The sequence below is a fragment of the Larkinella fluvii genome, assembly GCF_051857545.1.
GTDB lineage: Bacteria > Bacteroidota > Bacteroidia > Cytophagales > Spirosomataceae > Larkinella.
This window is the reverse complement of sequence record NZ_JBPZHB010000011.1, coordinates 182,891-200,180: the sequence shown is the minus strand read 5'-3', so window position 1 is coordinate 200,180 and position 17,290 is coordinate 182,891. Positions and strand designations below refer to the sequence as shown.

The following is a 17,290-nucleotide window of genomic DNA, read 5'->3' as shown; positions in this document are numbered from 1 at the left end:
ATTATGCTAAAATCGATGACCGGGTTCGGCAGTGCCACCCAGGAAGCCAACGGGCTGACGGTAACTGCTGAAGTAAAAACGTTGAATTCTAAGTTTCTGGATATTTATTGCCGGTTACCGAGGGTGTTCTCCGATAAAGAAGTTGAATTGCGGAATCTGCTCACGCAGAAACTGGAGCGCGGCAAAGTGGAGCTGTCGCTGAATGTGACCCGCCTGTCGGATGTTCGGCCGGGGGTGACCGTCAACCGCCCCTTGATCGAAGCCTATCTGAAAGACCTCCGCGAAACCTCGCAGGGACTTTTGCTGGATGTGGCGGATGGGGATCTGTTCAAACTGGCTTTGCAACAGCCCAACGCCTTCAATTCGGAAGCCTCCAGTGCGTCGGACACGGCCGCCAGCGACTGGGAACTGATTCAGTTGACTGCCCTGGAAGCCGTTCGGAAATGTGATGAATTTCGGCAGCAGGAGGGCAATGGCCTGGAAATCAAGTTTAGGGAGTACATCCAGATCATTACCGACCGCCTGACGCTGATCGAGGTGCAGGATGTGAAGCGCATTCCGGCGGTTCGCGAACGGGTTCGCAGCATGGTCGTCGAATTGATGGGCAGTGACGAATTCGACCAGAACCGGTTTGAGCAGGAGCTGATTTATTACATCGAGAAATTTGACATTTCGGAAGAAAAAGTCCGGTTGAAAAACCACCTGAGTTATTTCATGGAAGTGCTCGCGGCTGAGGAGGCCAATGGTAAAAAACTTAATTTCATTGCACAGGAGATTGGGCGGGAAATCAACACCATCGGTTCCAAAGCCAACGATGCCGCCATTCAGCGGCTGGTGGTGCAGATGAAAGACGAACTGGAGAAAATCAAGGAGCAGACGCTGAATGTGATTTAAGCCCGAACTCTGACAGGGTCGATACGCTCTTCGACCCTGTCAGAGTTATTTAAAAAACGCTCCGTTCTGGGTTGCCAGCAGGTGCTCAAACGGAATGTCTTCCTGTTTGATGAAGCCTTCTTGGGGCAGCAAGCCGTCGGCCACCAACTCAACGACGGCGGCTACCGATCCGGCGGTGGTCCAAGAGATGGCCCGCCAGGGTTGCCCGTCGATTTCGCGGGGGTGATAGGCCCGGTAAAACTCTTCGCGTTCGAGAACCGCCCCTTTCCAGCCTTCGACCACGGCATACACATATACCACATCGGCCTGCACGGGCGGTTTGGCTTCGGTCAGAATCTGCTCGACCAGCACGCGTTTGTCTTTCAGAATCAGTTCGTACAATAAAAACCGCATCAGTTTGGCGTGACCGGGGTAACGAATGGTCTTGTAATTCAGCGTATCGACCTGCCCGGCGTAGGTTTCGCACATGGTTCCCAGGCCACCGGAAGTGCTGAAGGCTTCGAATTCCTGCCCTTCGATGTTGATCACTTCGATGCCGTCGAGGGCCGGGACGGTTTTGAAAACGCCGTTGGAAATCACTTCACAATCGTTTAGGTATTCATTGATCACCCCGGCTGGCGACCATGTAAACGAATAACCCAGTAAGCCGTTCGGATAGCGCGGCAGAGCGCCCACACGCAGTTCGATATCCCGGAGTTTGGTGAACCGTTTGGCGAGGTCAGCCCCAACAATGCCGATCAGACCCGGTGCCAGCCCACACTGCGGAGCCATGACGGCTTTGGCGGTTTCGGCCATCAGCCGAATGGCGGTCGTGGTCGGCACGTCTTCCGTCAGGTCAAAATAATGAAGGCCCAATTGCCAGGCGGTGGTGGCAATCGGCAGGTTCAGGTTGTAGGGCAGGCAGGAGACCACGGCGTCGAAGTCGGCCAGTGTTTGCCGGAGGGTGGCTTCGTCGGTAACATCACCCGAAATAACCGGGAAGGGGAGGTCGTAGACCGGGGGTAGTTTGTCAAAACCGGTTACGGTGAAGCGTTTGTTGAGGAGAATCCCGACCAGCGAGCCGACTTTTCCCAGGCCAATCACAAGAACTTTTTTCATAGGCGTGTTTATGCATTGAACGATCTGCATTGGCAAGGTACTAAGTTTTTACAGAAAAGGAATTCATGAAACTACCCCTCACATTTTACGAAAATCACGATACCATTACGCTCGCCCAACGTCTGCTAGGCTGCGAACTGGTTCATGAAAGCCCGGAAGGAACCACGGCGGGCATCATCGTGGAAACCGAAGCCTACCTGACCGGCGACCCGGCCTGCCATGCCTACCGACGCAAAACCGCCCGCAATGCGGCCATGTTCGGCCCGGCGGGAACGCTGTACGTATACTTGATTTACGGTTTTTACCATTGCCTGAACGTCGTTACGGGGCCGGAAGATGTGGGGGAGGCTGTTCTGATTCGGGCGCTGGAACCCACCGAAGGCATCGACCTGATGGGCAAACGGCGGAATCTCGATCCCGCTACCAAAGCCGGTTTGCGCGGACTGACCAGCGGCCCCGGCAAACTGGTGATTGCGATGGGCATCTCGCGGGATCACAACTTCCTGTCACTCACCGAATCTCATATTTACATTCGCCCCAGCCAACTGAATAACTTCGAACTGGTGACGACAACGCGCATCGGTATTACACAGGGCGCCGATTTGCCCTACCGGTTCTATGTGAAAGGTAACCGGTTTGTGAGTAAGCCGTAAATTCTTAATACGATAAAAGGCGCTTTTCGCAGGCTAGAGCCGGTTTTTGCCAAATTCGACTAAAATTTTGATGAAAATATTGGGACGCAATCCGTTCGGATATACCTTTGCAATCAATAATTAGTCTAAATAATATTTGTGAATACAACCGAAATGATCAGATCTACGTTAACAAACCGTCTCTTTATACCCCTTTCTGTGCTCTGTATGAGTCTGTTTTGCTTTACAGCAATGGCTCAAAATACCGGTTCGATTACCGGAAAAACCCGCACTGCCGACGCCCGGCCACTGGCGCAGGCCAACGTTCGCGTGGCGGGAACCCGCCTGGGGACCATTACCAACGAATCCGGCGAATACCTGATCCCGAACGTACCGGCTGGTCCGCAGGTGCTGGTCATCAGCCGCGTGGGCCACGCCCGCATTCGCCAGGCCGTGATGGTGGTGGCGGGTGAAACCACTCAGGTGCCCGATCTGACCGTGCTCGAAAACGCCGAACAACTGGATGAAGTGGTGGTCGAAGGGAAAAACTCGTACAAAACCGACATTCCCTCATCCAGCCTGCGCCTGAAAACGCCCTTGCTGGAAGTGCCGCAAAACATCCAGGTGGTAAACCGGCAGTTACTGGCTGACCAGCAGATTTTCGACATGCTGGAAGGCGTTTCCCGGAACGTCAGTGGCGTTACCCGGCAGGAACACTGGGACAATTACGCCCGGCTGAACATGCGTGGATCGCGGGTGGCACCCTTCCGCAACGGGATGAACGTGCAATCGACCTGGGGGCCGCTGGCGGAAGATTTGTCGATGGTGGAGCGGATCGAGTTTGTGAAAGGCCCGGCCGGATTTATGATGGCCAACGGCGAACCGAGCGGTTTTTACAATGTCGTGACCAAAAAACCGACTGGTGTGACGCGTGGCGAAGCCGCCTTCGCGGTCGGAAGTTTCGATACCTACCGCGCCACCCTCGATCTGGACGGGAAACTGAGCCAGGACAACCGCCTGTTGTATCGACTGAACGTAATGGGGCAGTCGAAAGGCTCGCACCGCGATTTCGAGTTCAATAACCGGTATACGATTGCGCCGGTGGTCAAGTACAAAATCAACGAGCAGACGTCGATTACGGCCGAATACACCTACCAGTATTCCCAGATGTCGGCGATCGGTTCCGCGTACGTATTCGACGCCAACGGCTTGGCCAAACAGCCCCGCAATGCGACCAACTCCTTTGCGAACCTTGATCCTACGGTTATTCATGACCACAGTGCTTTCCTGATTTTTGAGCACCAGATCAGTGACAACTGGAAACTGACGGGGCAACTGGCATATTTCAATTTCAACCAGGTCGGCAGTTCGCTCTGGGCCGATTCGGCGAAAACCGACGGGCGGATTTACAGCTACAACGGGATCTGGGATGCCGCCAACGAAAGCAAGTTCGGGCAAATTTTTGTCAATGGCGAAGTGACGACCGGGCCGGTTATTCATCGGATTCTGGGCGGTCTGGATTTGGGAAACAAGAAATACATGGCCGATTGGGGTCAGAGTTTTCCGCTCTATGACAGCACCTTCGTGTTCAACTCCAATTCGCCGAATTATTACCTGCCCGCTCATTTGATTCCGAAATTCGACCGCTCGACCAGCCTGCGTGCCCGTGCCGGCGTCAACGTCATGAGTCAGTCATTCACCGGTTTATACGTGCAGGATGAACTTCGGTTCTGGCAGGATCGGATTCGGTTGACGCTGGCGGGTCGGTTGACGTCGGTAAAAGACAGCCAGTATGGGGCCGGAACGAATGAAACGAAGTTCACACCCCGCGTCGGGATCAGCGGTTCGATCAATAAACAGACTTCAATTTACGCCCTGTATGACCAGGCTTTTGTGCCGCAGTCGGGTGCCGACCGGCAGGGCAGAGCCTTCGATCCGATTACGGGCAATAACCTCGAAGCCGGTTTGAAGAAAGACTGGGCCGACGGTCACTGGAACTCGACGGTTTCGGTGTATCAGATCACGAAAAACAACGTGTTGACCACTGATCCAACTAACCCCAATTATTCGATTCAACTGGGCGAGACCCAGACCAAAGGGGTTGAAGTGGACGTTCGGGGCGAACTGTTGCCCGGCATGAATCTGGTGATCAATTATGCCTACACCGATGGCAAAATTACGAAAGATACGAAGTCGGAAAACGTGGGACTGCCGGTTCCCGGTTTTAGCAAACACGTAACCAACGCCTGGCTGTCGTATCGCTTGCGGAAGGGTGTCTTGCAGGGATTGGGTGCTTCGCTCGGGTATCAGTGGCAACTCGACCGCTACGGCTGGTTTTCGGATGCTGTCGATGACAAGCCAACGATGCCCAACACATTCCGGCTGGATGGCGCTATCTCCTGGCAGAATAACCGCATGAGTGTCGCGCTGAATGTGAACAATATTCTGGATGCTTATCTGTATTCGGGGGCTTATTATGCCTGGAGCAAAGCCTATTACTGGCAGGCCGAGGCACCCCGCAATTTCCGGCTGAGTTTAGGGTATAAATTTTGACAGGTAGATCGAATGACGGTAAAAAAGTTAGTTGGAAAACTACACCTCTGGCTCGGACTGGCGTCCGGGCTTTTGGTGTTTGTGGTGGCGATCACGGGCTGTATTCTGGTCTTTGAGCAGGAAATCAAAAGCATCGTTCGCCCGTTTCAGTATGTTGAGCCGGTAGCCAACGGCATCGTTCTGCCGCCTTCCCGATTACAGGCTATTGCGGAGAAGCAGGTTCCGGGAAAACCGGCGAAAGGCGTTAATTACGGGGCGTTGGGTCACAGCGTCAACGTGCCGTTTTACGGCGCAAATCCCGATTATTATGTTCAGGTGTATCTGAATCCGTATACGGGCGAAGTGTTGAAGGTGGTGGATGAAGAAACGGATTTCTTTCATTTCATTCTGCACGGGCATTACTATTTGTGGTTACCGGAAGAAATCGGTCAACCGGTCGTGGCGTATGGGACGCTGGTTTTTACGATCCTGCTGATTACCGGAATGGTGCTGTGGTGGCCGAAAAAATGGAGTCGGTCCAATCGGGATAAGAGCTTCAAAGTCAAGTGGAAAGCCCAGTGGCGACGGGTTAATTACGACCTTCACAATGTGCCTGGTTTTTACGCCCTGTTCATTTCGCTGGTTTTGGCCATAACCGGCATGATTTTCGGGATTCAGTGGCTGGGTAATTCGATTTACTGGACCACCTCGGGCGGAAAAACCATGCCTGACTATCAGCTTCCTCTGTCGGATTCAACCCAAACCCGGCGGTATACAAACCCCGGTGACCGACTTTGGCGGCAGTTTTACAAGAACAAAACCGAAACCGCCAGCCTGTATATTTCCTGTCCCGAACGAGCCTCGGAATCCATTTCGGTTTCGATCAACCACCGGCCCGGAACCTATTACAAAACAGATTATTACACCTTCGATCAATACACACTGAAAGCCTTAACCGGCGAAGGTCCCTACTTCGGCGAATACGAAACCGCCGGTTTTGGCGATAAACTCCGGCGGATGAATTACGATATTCACGTGGGTGCCATTCTGAGTTTACCCGGCAAAATTCTGGCCTTCTGTGCCAGCCTGATCTGCGCCAGTTTGCCCGTGACTGGTTTCATCATCTGGTGGGGACGCCGGAAGAAAAAGGTCCTCAAACCGCAACGGCGCTTAGCGAAAACCCAGGCGGTTTAAACGGTTTACGGTATTCGGTCTTCAGTTTACGGTAGCTGACGCGCGCTTACATGAGAATGCGTCAGCCACCGTAAACTGAAAACCGAATACCGTAAACCTTACACTGACCTTACGGATTGCAATACTGTTTACTTTCTTCCGTCGTGAAGTTAATGGGCCAGCTTGTGCTGGTGACGGTGTAATTGTTGATTTCAATATCCAGACGATCCGGAATGGAACCGGCCCGCAAGTCATACGCCTTGTTGAGCTGGATCATCACTTTCGCACTGAGCGAAGGAAATGCCAGCGTGGGCAGGTCCTGCCAGTCGTCCTGGCTTCCGGCTGCCCGGTATTGCGCATACAAGACTTTAAACGGCAATTTGTCCGGATTCACACCGTTGGGGCCGCACTTGAAGTTGAAGAAAATGGTCACTTCCCGGCGGCTGTCGGGCGCTGCGGGCGGCAGTGGGGTGTAAGGAACCGCTTTCAGATCGAATGAGACCTCGCTGTTGGCACAGGCGTCAATTTCGGGCGAAACGTAGGCTTTGCTGGCATTGTCGTACAACCGGAGCCGGATTCGCAACCCTTTTTTCAGGTTGGTCAGCCGAACCGAACTGCCATTGTTGATGGCCGTGGAAAAGGTGAGCGGATTTCCGGCGCGCACCACGATGTTGCCGTCCTGGTCGATGGCTTCCACACGGTAGGCCGGGCTGCGGTCGGGATAGTTACTGACAAATTTGAACGTCGGGCCATCGGCGCAAACCTCTTCGGTGAAAGCCGCCACCCAGAGTGAAAGGTGGCTGATGTCGGCCACGTATTCCAGGCTGCCATTGGTCGCCCGCTGCACCTTGCCGGGTTCTTCCCGCGTCCATTTATTGGCAACTTCATCGAAGCTGAACAACGGAATGACATCACCCGGCTGGATGTTTCGTCCTAGCGTCGGGTTCATCATCTGCGAACTGAGGGCAAAGGAAATCCGGATCGGTTTCGAAAACGTTTTTGCCAGTTGATAGTCATCGTTATAAACCGTTATGTGGGCACCACCGGCGACCGACAGAACCTGCTGATTGCCCAGAAAACCACCGGCGGGTGTCGATGCGTTGATGATGCCGTTGCCCGGTAATTCCGAAACCGCCTTTGTCGTTGAGCTGTTGTTGATGGGATCGGCCGTTACGGTCAGGTCGCCACCCACCGGCTGGCCGGCCACGTCTTTCACCTCACTGCCCTGCGGCACCGTGACGGTTGCCTGGGTCACGTTGGGTTCGGCTTTCGTCTGCACCGTAGCCGCCGTTTGCACCGTTCCGTTGTCGCTGCTCTTGAACGATTGGTGAGCGGGTTCGGCGTTGTTTTTCGTACTTAGCAACGGGATGGTCAGGTTGCGGGGTGTTGTGTTTTCCAGCCTGATTTCCTGGATGTTATCGACCAGCTCATCGGCCAGGGTCACAATGTTGAACCGAATCGGAGCCGTGGGTGAGACCGTTGTGGAGGGCGACAAACACAGAAACAATTTGCCATCGGAAGTCAGTTTAAATTTTTTGGTATTGAGCGTCGTAACAATTTTTTCGGCGTCCGGCCCCGCAATTTTGACAGTGAGTTTATCGGGCGTCAACCCGGCTGGAATGGTATATTTGACCTGAACGGCTACCGCCAGCGGGTCTTTAAATTTGAGTTCAACATTTTCGACCGGATTCTGGCATGCATCGAGCAACCCTACCACCAGCACACACACCATTGATAATAAACGTTTCATAACGAGATGATTTTGTTGAGTAAAGAGGAGAGACAAGAGAAGAAAGACGAAGCTTGGCTTGTAGATACACCATGGCTATGGGTCTCATTTCTTTCATCTATACTCTATTTTCTGTTGAATAAACCGTAGGTCAATAAAAATTGAAGAGAGGGTAGAAAGCGATAACTTTTTAGATTTTGCTGAATAACCGGTATTTGTTCGTCGATGGTGGTGGTTTCCAGAAAACCGGTGTATTGCAGATCGACTTTGGGTGAACCGAGGTAATACGCGCCTAACTCCACCGCAAAACCCAACCGGCGGACGGGCGTTGAGCGGCCGTAGCCGAAACCGGCGTAGCCCAGCACGCTGTTCCACTTCAGCGAGGCATTGACCACACCAACGTTTTCTTCCGAAATCTCAATGCCACCGAATTTTACTTTGCCCTCGGCAATCACATTGGCGGTCAAATCGGGCCGCCACGTATAGCCCGCCCCACCGGTTATGAAAAGCTGGTTGCGCTTGAAGGGGTGCCACTTGACGGACGCCAGCGCAATACCCACCACCAGATCGGGCGTGATGTTCAGCTTGCCCTCCCCGGCTTTTACCCGGAAAACACCGTCGTAAGCAAAGTAACTGACGCCGACACGACCCACAATCCGGGCGTCGGGGCGGAGGTTTTTGGCGAGTTGAATCCCCAGACCGGTGGTGCCCACCTGTAAACCAATGGCGTACGGAGCGGGTTGTAATCGGATGGAATCACGAACCGATTGTGCGGCTAAACGCATCGCGCTGGTGGTGATTAAAAAGAATAATAAAAAAGCTGTAACTGGTTTATTCATACGCACTTATTAGTTAGTAAACAGATTTATTATCGGAAGTTAAGCAATTATCAGACAACAAATTTGAAATGGATATGAAATATTAGTAATTGGTCGGAGTAGAAGAATATTTATCACATTAGCGGGTTCCTTTATAATAATTTTGTTCTCAAATTAGCCGCATTAACGTTTGGTGTGTCAAACTGAGGGCTTTTGAATAAATTACCGGTATGCAACAATTCCTTCAAAAACTAAAAACACAGCCACTGATGTCGGGCACCAGCACCGGCCAGGCCTTTTGGCACTCGGCTGCGGAAGAACACCTGCTGGATTCATATTCACCCGTCGACGGCCAATTGATGGCCCGCGTTTTTCCCACCACGCACGAAGACTACAACCAGGTGGTGGAAACCGCCCGGGCGGCATTCCTGGAATGGCGGAGCGTTCCGGCACCAAAACGGGGCGAGATTGTCAGACAGATGGGTGAGCAGTTTCGGCAGTACAAAAAAGAACTCGGCACGCTCGTCAGTTACGAAATGGGAAAATCTCTGCAGGAGGGGATGGGCGAGGTGCAGGAAATTATCGACATCTGCGATTTTGCCGTGGGTCTGTCGCGACAGCTCTACGGTCAAACCATGCACAGCGAGCGCCCCGACCACCGGATGTACGAACAGTGGCATCCGCTGGGTGTCGTCGGCATTATTTCGGCCTTCAATTTTCCGGTAGCGGTTTGGTCGTGGAACGCGATGCTGGCCTGGGTCTGTGGCAACGTCTGCATCTGGAAACCGTCGGAAAAAACACCCCTCACGGCTTTGGCGTGTCAGCAGATTATCAAAGACGTGCTGGAGCAAAACGAGGTTCCGGAAGGTGTTTCGTGTCTGATAACGGGTGGACGTGAGGTGGGTGCGTGGCTGGCGGAAGACCCGCGGATTGCGCTGGTGTCGGCCACCGGTTCCACGCGCATGGGCAAGGCGGTGGCGCAAACCGTTGCCGGACGACTGGGCCGGTATTTGCTCGAACTGGGCGGAAACAACGCCATTATTATTTCGCAACATGCCGATCTGAACGTCGCCATTCCCGCCATTGTGTTTGGTGCGGTAGGAACCGCCGGTCAGCGGTGTACGTCCACGCGACGGCTGATTATTCAGGAGTCGGTTTATGAGGATGTCAAGCAGCGTCTGGTAAAAGCCTACGGGCAGCTTCGCATCGGAAATCCGCTGGAAGAGCAAAACCACGTTGGGCCGCTGATCGACCGGGCGGCTGTGTCGGTTTATCAATCGGCCTTGTTCCAGATCAAGGAGCAGGGGGGGCGGTTGCTGATCGACGGTGAAGTGCTGGAAGGTCCCGCTTTCGAATCGGGCTGTTACGTCCGGCCCGCCATTGCCGAGATGCCCGCGCAGACCGAAATTGTTCAGCACGAGACGTTTGCACCGATCTTGTATTTGCTGAAATACCAGACACTGGAAGAAGCCATCGCGCTGCAAAACGGTGTTCCGCAGGGCTTGTCATCAGCGGTTTTTACGCTCAATTTGCGCGAAGCCGAGCGGTTTCTTTCGGCCGCCGGGTCGGATTGCGGTATTGCGAACGTGAACATTGGCACATCGGGTGCCGAAATTGGCGGGGCCTTCGGGGGCGAAAAAGAAACCGGGGGCGGTCGCGAATCCGGCTCCGATTCCTGGAAAGCCTACATGCGCCGTCAAACCAACACCATCAACTACGGAACCACACTTCCGCTGGCGCAGGGGATTAAATTTGAATTATGAATTAAGAGTTAAGAGTGATGAGTTAAGAGTGATGAGTTAAGAGTGATGAGTTAAGAGTTGGCCTGAGCCATTGAATGCGTCAGCCAACTCATCACTCTTAACTCTTAACTCATCACTCTTAACTCAAACTAACCCGAATGGTGCCTTTGGCCACTTCGTTGGGTTCCAGAATGATGAGGCCCTGGCCGTTGTTGAGGGCGTTGACGTTGCTGGTGAGCGATTCGATAGCGATGTTGTCGCGACCGGCTGGGGTATAGACGACCAGATATTTGAATTTTCCCGGGCCGGTTTCCTGCCAGACGTTCAGTTGCAGACGCTGTTTGGCCGACCGCAAAACCGTCGTGACGCCCTCTCCATTGTTTTCTTCAACGATAAATGCAGCATCCAGCACCCGATCGCGGAGCGCCAGTTCGCCTTTCTGTTCGAAAACTTCCTCGCCAACCGGCAGCAGACGGTCGTCCAGCAAAACTTGCTTGGCGGCCGGTAATTCAATGGTCAGTTGGTCGACGGGTTCTTCGTTCAGGGTAAAGTAGGGGTGCCAGCCAAAGCTGACAGGGGCGGTTCGGTTACCGGTATTCTGGGCTTCGTAGGCCACCGTCAGACCGGCTGTTGACAAGGTATAGCGGATTCTGAATTCAAACGGAAAGGGGTAGCCGGGGTAGGAGCCGTCGTGGAGGTAGCGGAGCGTCAGCGAGGCTTCCGATTCGCTGATTTCCTGCCCAAACAGTTCAAAAGCTTTTCCAAAGACAAAACCGTGAATGGCGTTATCGTGGTGGGCTTCATTCATCGGGAGGGTAAACATTTCACCTTCAAAAGCATAAATACCGTGCCGGATGCGGCTGGGAAACGGGAAAAGCAGGGCGCTGGCGTGGGTTTCGTCGGCCAACACCGCCTGTTGCGATTTGGGTGCCCGGATGAGTGAAACCAGTTTGGACTCCTGAGTCGAGCGCTGGTGACGCAGCACCAGTTGCCGGACCATAGCACCGTGGGCGGGCAGCAGGCTGACAAATTCGCGGGTTTCGATGTTGTGAATAAAATATTCGGTAAATGCGCCAAAAGGCTGGTGGTGGATTTCAAAAGGCATTTTTCGATTCGATTAAGATGTCAACTGGGGATAGTCGGGTACGCTTTGTGTACTAAACCGGAAACACGAAGATAGACACTTTTTATTTTTTGTGCGGATTCAGCCCGGGACAGGACTCCTAAAAGGACTTTTTTTGGATTAAAGCCATCACAAATAGTATTAAATAATAAAGTGGCCATTTTGAATAAAATAACTTTTAAAAGATAAAAAATGGCATGTAACTTGTTGAAAAATAGCAACTAAAAAACTATTTATAAGACAAGTATTTATGCGGAATTTTTACTGGCTTCTCGTGCTTTTACCGGGGTTTATGTCGTCTGCGTTCGGACAGGCAGGCACAGATACTTTAACGGCTCAGCGGCAATTTGGTTTAACCTGGCAGCAGGGAATCTCAAAATCCAATCAAGTTGTTCCGGCTTCCCGGCAAACCCCAATCGGCCTTGAACTGGCTTATAGTCAGGTAAGTTTGCGTCGGCGGGCCTGGGAAAACTGCCAGTGTTTTGCGCAGGTGGGTGGTTATATCAACTACATCACGTTCCGCAATCCCGATCCGCTGGGACGCACGATGGGCGCTGGTCTGTTTTTTGAACCCCTGATCAATTACCGCAGTCGGTTGTATTTTTCGGTTCGGGGACTGGCCGGACTCACGTACCTGACCCGGGTTTACGACCCCGTTGACAATCCGACCAATGACCACTTCAGCATGCCCGTCAGTGCCTTGATTGCCGCCAGTTTTACGGGCCACTATCGGCTGACGAAGCAGTGGGATCTGACGCTCGGTGCTACCTACAACCATATTTCCAACGCCGGTACGCGATTGCCCAACCAGGGCATGAATGTTCCGACCATCGCCCTGGGAGCCCAATACCAATTGCATCCGGCGGTTTTTCCCGACACCCGCCTGTGGATTCCGGCTCCCTTAACCCGGCGGTGGATGAGCCGGGTTTTGATGATGGGGTCGGTGCGGGTATTGCCTGAAACAGATACAAAGCCAGAAATGGCGTTGCCGGTATTTGGTGTGAATGTGGTGGGAGGATACCGGGTGACGCGAAACCATGCCTTTTCGGCAGGCTTCGAACTGGTGGACGACCGGTATTTTAAGGAACAACTCATAACTTGGACCAAAGGGAAAGCCACTGATGCCCGTCAGGCTACCATTCTGGCGGGGTACGAATTCTGGCAGGGGCGTTTTATTTTTGCCGCCCACCACGGCTGGAACATCATCCGTCCCCTCAGGTATAAACCGGCTTCCTATCAGCGTTATAACCTGCTCTACCGGCTACGAAACGGAATCACCGCCGGTATGAGTGTAAAGGCCTACGGTGAAAATACGAAAGGATTTAGCGTGATGGCGGGTTACAGCCTGTAGACCACCACCGGAATGCCCGCCGTTTTCAACACGGATCCGCAATCAGGGTATAAGAATAATTATTTAATGAAATGGAAAGAGAAAAAGTGACTTTTGAGGTTTTTCATCGTATAGTATTTAGTGAGCAATGCTATACTATGTAACTACCTAAAATTGTCGTTCGCCGTGTTTGCATCCGAAGAAGTGCTTTCCCCCGATGAAATATACAAAGCGCATAACGAAATCAGTCAGCTCAAACAGGCCCTGGAACGGGAGGCTGTGTTTGGAGAAGGACGATTACCGAAAGAGATCGTAGACTATAAGGAAAGAAGGCATAACTTACTCTACTACCAGCTATCGCTTACCGCCCGTACTCTCCCGATTTATGACTTCATCGGACGCCCGGTTTACCGGCCATCCCATGAATTGTCGGATAGTCAGGTGAGTCGGGAAGTCGATCGGCTTCTGCTGTTGCTGGCCCACAACGGAATTGAAATTGCCATATCGGATCCACACAGCAACGCGGACGACCGGAAATTGTACTCGTTTCTGACCGAAATGGTTTTTAAACGGGAAGTCAAAGAAGTTCGATTGCCAGGCATCAGTTACAGCATCGACTACAATTACTATTGTCCGGATTATACGCACTCCTGTATTTTTATTGCCGACGAATTGCTCTCTGGTTTATTCGAGCGTGATTATGAGCGACTGGAAAGCTGCCTGTCTCCTCATTTTTACATCAACAACAATCCATTGGAGGACTTGTATCAGCATGTGATTGTAAAATTCGATACCTACCGGGCCTATCTGCACAACTATTTGCTTGTCGGCTGGACGATCGAAGGCATCGATCTAAACGAAAACCAACGGAAGGGAACCGTACACCTGGCCCTTCATTATGGACGGGAGAAAGACAAAAAAACCTTATTTACCAACAAGGGAAAGTTGGTTTGTTACGGAAATGAGAACAATTGGTGGTTTATTCACCAGATCGATCTTCCCGGTTTAAAACTGGAGTAACCCAAACCGTGCTTACATTTCGCCTTCCACACCCAGCCCAAACAGGGCAAAATCGTATTTTACCGGATCGGCCGGATCAAATTGTTTCAGGGTTTCGGTTAACGCAAGGGCAGCTTTCCAGTCGGTTTGAGGACGATCCAGGAGCCCCAGTTTTCGGGCCACGCGCTCCACATGTACGTCGATGGGAATGATGAGTTGTTCCGGTCGGATGCGGTTCCAGAGGCCGAAGTCGACACCCTGTTCATCGCGCCGAACCATCCAGCGCAGAAACATATTCAACCGTTTGCAGGACGAATTTCGGGTGGGCGTAGCGATGTGCTTGCGGGTCCGATCCGGAAAAAAAGGATCACCGCAAAACAGGTTGTGAAACGTTTCCAGGAAGATTCCTGCCGGGTGACAGTTGCCCTCATTCGGCCCTTGTTCGAGGTTGCAGGCAGGTATAAAAGCATCCTCCAGGGTTTGATGGTGTTGGTAAAACTGGCGAAAGAAATGCAGGAAATACAAGGTGTCCGTCGCGTTGAACGTACGGTGTTTGAAGTCTAAAAACCGCTTCAAATCGGTGTCCTGATGGTTCAGTACAAAATCGTAGGGTGCGCCGTCCATGCGGTCGATCAGATCGCCGGCTTTTTTGAGAATGACCGGACGTTGTCCCCAGGCCAGCACGGCCGCCCAGAATCCCATGATTTCGATGTCCTGCCGTCGATTGAACCGGTGCGGAATGCTGATGGGATCTTTTTCGATGAACGAACGTTGGTTATACTGCCCGACTTTTCGGTCGAGTAATTCTTTTACGGATACGGAATCGTACATGAGGACGGTTTGAACCACAAAGGCAGGCGGCAGGCATTCGAATGGGTTTCTGAATGCGCCGAAAAATTTCGGATTAGCAGGCTATTATTTGCTTTTTCCGCCACTCAAAACGTAAACCACGCCTTGTGAGATCTTGGAAAAAAACGAAACCACGACGGAAAACAAGGCCGTAAACAGGGCAATGATTGGGTAGGAAAGGGTGAAAACGGTACTCCAGACTTTGTAGCCCGTGGTTGCCTTCATCTTCTCTTCCCGTTCTTTGTGCCGGCGGGCAATGCGTTCGGCTTTTTGTTCTGGTGTAAGCATAAATCAGAGTAACGTCGAATAAAATTGGAGGTTGGTTAAATGGCTGTATGGTTTAATTGTTAAATAGTTAAAAATGATTGACGATTTTACAATCAGATGTTAAGACAGCCAGCCAACCATTGAAACCATTTTTAACCATTCCAACCATTTAAGGTACTAAGTAACTAACCTCAGCACGAAAACGCCGATCGGCGGGAGAAAGTTTCTCGAAGGCCCGTGCCGAAACTTTCACGATCACTTTGTCATTGACGCTGGTGTCGGGCAGGCGGCCGATAATTTTCACCCAGATCGACTGTTGGTTCATGTCGTTTCGCACCAGAACCAGCGTGCCGATGGGGGCGGAGCGGTGCAAAGCCAGGTACTTATTCGAGTTGCCGGAGTTTTCGATGATTTCGGCCATCCCGATTTCGGAAATGCGACGCGTGTTGCCACCGGGGTTTGGAAGCGGGCCTGAATCGCCGGGGCGAATGATGCGGGGTTCTGAGGGGGCCGAACTGGTGGGTTCGGCGGCTGGTCGTTCGCTTTCCACGGGTCGGCTGGACTCTTCCCGGGGGGGCGTTGGAACCGTGCGTGGAGGAGCCGCCGGTCGCTCGGTTTTGGGCGAGTCGTTGCGGGAGGTCCGCGAAACTTCGGTCGAGGAGTCAGACCGGTGGGTGGGGGCCACGGCGACAGGCTTGGCCAGCGGTTCCCGTACACGCCACGCCTTTTCCGACACGATCAGTGCCTGACCACTTACAATGTGGTCGGACGAAAGGTTGTTCCATTTGCGAACTTCCTCCATCGAAACCCCGTAGCGCGACGCCAGGCTATACAGGGTTTGCCCCGGTTCCACCTGGTGAATACCGCTGTTGGCTTCCCGAACGGTTTCCTGTTTCACTTGGCGCTCCTCGCGTTTCAGCGATTCTTTTTCCTCTTTTTTGATGGCTTTGGTAACGGCTTTTTCTTCTTTCCGCGACAAATTGCCGGCCGGAACACGCACAACCTGATCGTAGCGGACGCCATCGGCAAGGCCCGGATTGGCGTCTTTGATGGCCTGAACGGTGGTGTTGTATTTCCGAACGAGCGAATACAGTGTTTGCCCCTGTTCGACCCGGTGCAGAACGTACAATTTACCGTCTTTCTTCTCCATCCCGAGAGAATCCGGCAGAACAGGGTGGGCTTGGGTAACGATACTGGTCAGCCAGCCAGCTAGTAACAGCGGCATCAGTCGCTTCATGGCATTGGTGTCAAATAATAACTCGTAAGACAAGTTGAAGTGGTTTGAATGATGATCTGGTTTTGCCAGACGCAGAAAGAGCCGTTTCCGACCAACGGCTGGACGTTTGATTCGGAGAGCGGCCGGGCGGTTTCAGGGTCCTGGCCGGTTTTCTGGTGTAACCAGATCGTTCGTAGACGGTCGGTGATCAACACGGATGCGTGTAGCTGATCGTTTGTTTCACGATAATAATACGAAAAAATCAGTTTATCGCCAATTTCTAAATAATCGACCGGGCCAATCGGCTCCTGCTGCGTCTGTTTTTTTATATACCGGTCGACAACCGGCCACCAGGTGCTGGCCGTCGTGTAAGAAACGGGAAAAGACAAGCGTGAATTGTTGAAAACCGGTGGATTTTCAGCAGTTTCAACCGGTTCGCCATCGGCCAGCCGAAAGGCCACAACGGGGGAGGTGGCCAGGTCGGTCAGCGAGGCTCGTTGCGCCCAAACCTGTTCGGCATTGGCTCCGGTTAAAACGTGTTGGGGCCACTCCCAGCGCGGCTGACCGGTTTTAAGGTCCACGTTTCCCAGGGCCGTTGGAACCGGCAACCGGTTGTTATCGAAGCGGTGGTAGAGTGCCTGACCATTCCAGACACCAATCAGGGAAGAGTGAAACGGCAACTGGGGGACAGTTTCGTAAACCACCTTTCCTTGCGGTAATGCCACGGTTGCGAAGGTCAGCGTCTGGAAATCTCGGTTTCGCAATTCGGCAACAAACAGGCCGGGGCTTGTATCGACCTGTTCAAAAACCAGTCGCCAAACCGGGTCCGAAAACCGTAGTTGGAAAGCGATAGGCAACTGATCGGGGTTTGCGTTGGTCATTCGGATT

At 52.6% G+C, this 17,290-nt stretch carries 15 protein-coding genes; 7 read left to right on the top strand and 8 right to left on the bottom strand.

Translation table 11 applies throughout. From position 1 onward, the window contains the following. Nucleotides 1-3: 3 nt before the first annotated feature. Nucleotides 4-894: a YicC/YloC family endoribonuclease gene (locus ACS5NO_RS27695; protein ID WP_439418136.1), complete on the top strand. Its 891-nt coding sequence runs from the start codon at nucleotides 4-6 to the stop codon at nucleotides 892-894. Between the two features lie 45 nt (nucleotides 895-939). Here the strand turns inward: ACS5NO_RS27695 and ACS5NO_RS27690 are convergent, their stop codons facing one another. Further along, nucleotides 940-1,992, bottom strand: a complete 1,053-nt coding sequence (locus ACS5NO_RS27690) for a saccharopine dehydrogenase family protein (protein WP_439418135.1) — start codon at nucleotides 1,990-1,992, stop codon at nucleotides 940-942. A 65-nt stretch (nucleotides 1,993-2,057) separates the two neighbouring features. Here ACS5NO_RS27690 and ACS5NO_RS27685 point away from each other — a divergent pair, with 65 nt between their 5' ends. The 3 genes from ACS5NO_RS27685 (at nucleotide 2,058) to ACS5NO_RS27675 (ending at nucleotide 6,350) form a co-directional block, all read left to right on the top strand. Further along, nucleotides 2,058-2,645, top strand: a complete 588-nt coding sequence (locus ACS5NO_RS27685) for a DNA-3-methyladenine glycosylase (protein WP_439418134.1) — start codon at nucleotides 2,058-2,060, stop codon at nucleotides 2,643-2,645. A gap of 231 nt (nucleotides 2,646-2,876) precedes the next feature. After that, nucleotides 2,877-5,177 (top strand): TonB-dependent siderophore receptor, encoded by a 2,301-nt coding sequence (locus tag ACS5NO_RS27680; RefSeq protein ID WP_439418133.1) that lies wholly within the window; start codon nucleotides 2,877-2,879, stop codon nucleotides 5,175-5,177. Nucleotides 5,178-5,189: 12 nt separating this feature from the next. Continuing rightward, nucleotides 5,190-6,350 (top strand): PepSY-associated TM helix domain-containing protein, encoded by a 1,161-nt coding sequence (locus tag ACS5NO_RS27675; RefSeq protein WP_439418132.1) that lies wholly within the window; start codon nucleotides 5,190-5,192, stop codon nucleotides 6,348-6,350. Between the two features lie 109 nt (nucleotides 6,351-6,459). On the opposite strand, the gene ACS5NO_RS27670 is transcribed toward ACS5NO_RS27675, so the two are convergent. Together ACS5NO_RS27670 and ACS5NO_RS27665 are read right to left on the bottom strand one after the other, a co-directional pair. Then, the gene (locus ACS5NO_RS27670; RefSeq protein WP_439418131.1) at nucleotides 6,460-8,079 is read right to left on the bottom strand and encodes a hypothetical protein; all 1,620 of its coding nucleotides are present in this window, start codon (nucleotides 8,077-8,079) and stop codon (nucleotides 6,460-6,462) included. 104 nt (nucleotides 8,080-8,183) lie between these two features. Further along, on the bottom strand, nucleotides 8,184-8,897 hold the full coding sequence (locus ACS5NO_RS27665; RefSeq protein WP_439418130.1) for a hypothetical protein: 714 nt from the start codon (nucleotides 8,895-8,897) through the stop codon (nucleotides 8,184-8,186). 209 nt (nucleotides 8,898-9,106) lie between these two features. Between ACS5NO_RS27665 and amaB the strand changes: the two genes are divergently transcribed. Next, entirely contained in the window at nucleotides 9,107-10,639 is a 1,533-nt protein-coding gene (gene amaB / locus ACS5NO_RS27660; RefSeq protein ID WP_439418129.1) for an L-piperidine-6-carboxylate dehydrogenase, read from the top strand. Between the two features lie 118 nt (nucleotides 10,640-10,757). Here amaB and ACS5NO_RS27655 read toward each other — a convergent pair whose 3' ends face one another. After that, on the bottom strand, nucleotides 10,758-11,723 hold the full coding sequence (locus ACS5NO_RS27655) for an aldose 1-epimerase (protein ID WP_439418128.1): 966 nt from the start codon (nucleotides 11,721-11,723) through the stop codon (nucleotides 10,758-10,760). A 310-nt stretch (nucleotides 11,724-12,033) separates the two neighbouring features. On the opposite strand from ACS5NO_RS27655, the gene ACS5NO_RS27650 reads away from it, so the two are divergent. Then, on the top strand, nucleotides 12,034-13,092 hold the full coding sequence (locus ACS5NO_RS27650; RefSeq protein ID WP_439418127.1) for an acyloxyacyl hydrolase: 1,059 nt from the start codon (nucleotides 12,034-12,036) through the stop codon (nucleotides 13,090-13,092). A gap of 165 nt (nucleotides 13,093-13,257) precedes the next feature. Further along, complete coding sequence (locus tag ACS5NO_RS27645) at nucleotides 13,258-14,091, top strand: hypothetical protein (protein WP_439418126.1); 834 nt, start codon at nucleotides 13,258-13,260, stop codon at nucleotides 14,089-14,091. Nucleotides 14,092-14,103: 12 nt separating this feature from the next. On the opposite strand, the gene ACS5NO_RS27640 is transcribed toward ACS5NO_RS27645, so the two are convergent. The 4 genes from ACS5NO_RS27640 to ACS5NO_RS27625 all read right to left on the bottom strand — a co-directional run bounded on the left by ACS5NO_RS27640 (nucleotide 14,104) and on the right by ACS5NO_RS27625 (nucleotide 17,283). Then, nucleotides 14,104-14,901, bottom strand: a complete 798-nt coding sequence (locus ACS5NO_RS27640) for a TIGR02757 family protein (protein ID WP_439418125.1) — start codon at nucleotides 14,899-14,901, stop codon at nucleotides 14,104-14,106. Nucleotides 14,902-14,985: 84 nt separating this feature from the next. Next, nucleotides 14,986-15,207 (bottom strand): hypothetical protein, encoded by a 222-nt coding sequence (locus ACS5NO_RS27635; RefSeq protein WP_114404947.1) that lies wholly within the window; start codon nucleotides 15,205-15,207, stop codon nucleotides 14,986-14,988. A gap of 148 nt (nucleotides 15,208-15,355) precedes the next feature. Further along, complete coding sequence (locus tag ACS5NO_RS27630; protein ID WP_439418124.1) at nucleotides 15,356-16,423, bottom strand: LysM peptidoglycan-binding domain-containing protein; 1,068 nt, start codon at nucleotides 16,421-16,423, stop codon at nucleotides 15,356-15,358. Continuing rightward, entirely contained in the window at nucleotides 16,420-17,283 is an 864-nt protein-coding gene (locus ACS5NO_RS27625; protein ID WP_439418123.1) for a hypothetical protein, read from the bottom strand. The genes ACS5NO_RS27630 and ACS5NO_RS27625 overlap by 4 nt, the downstream gene beginning before the upstream one ends. Between the last annotated feature and the right edge of the window lie 7 nt (nucleotides 17,284-17,290).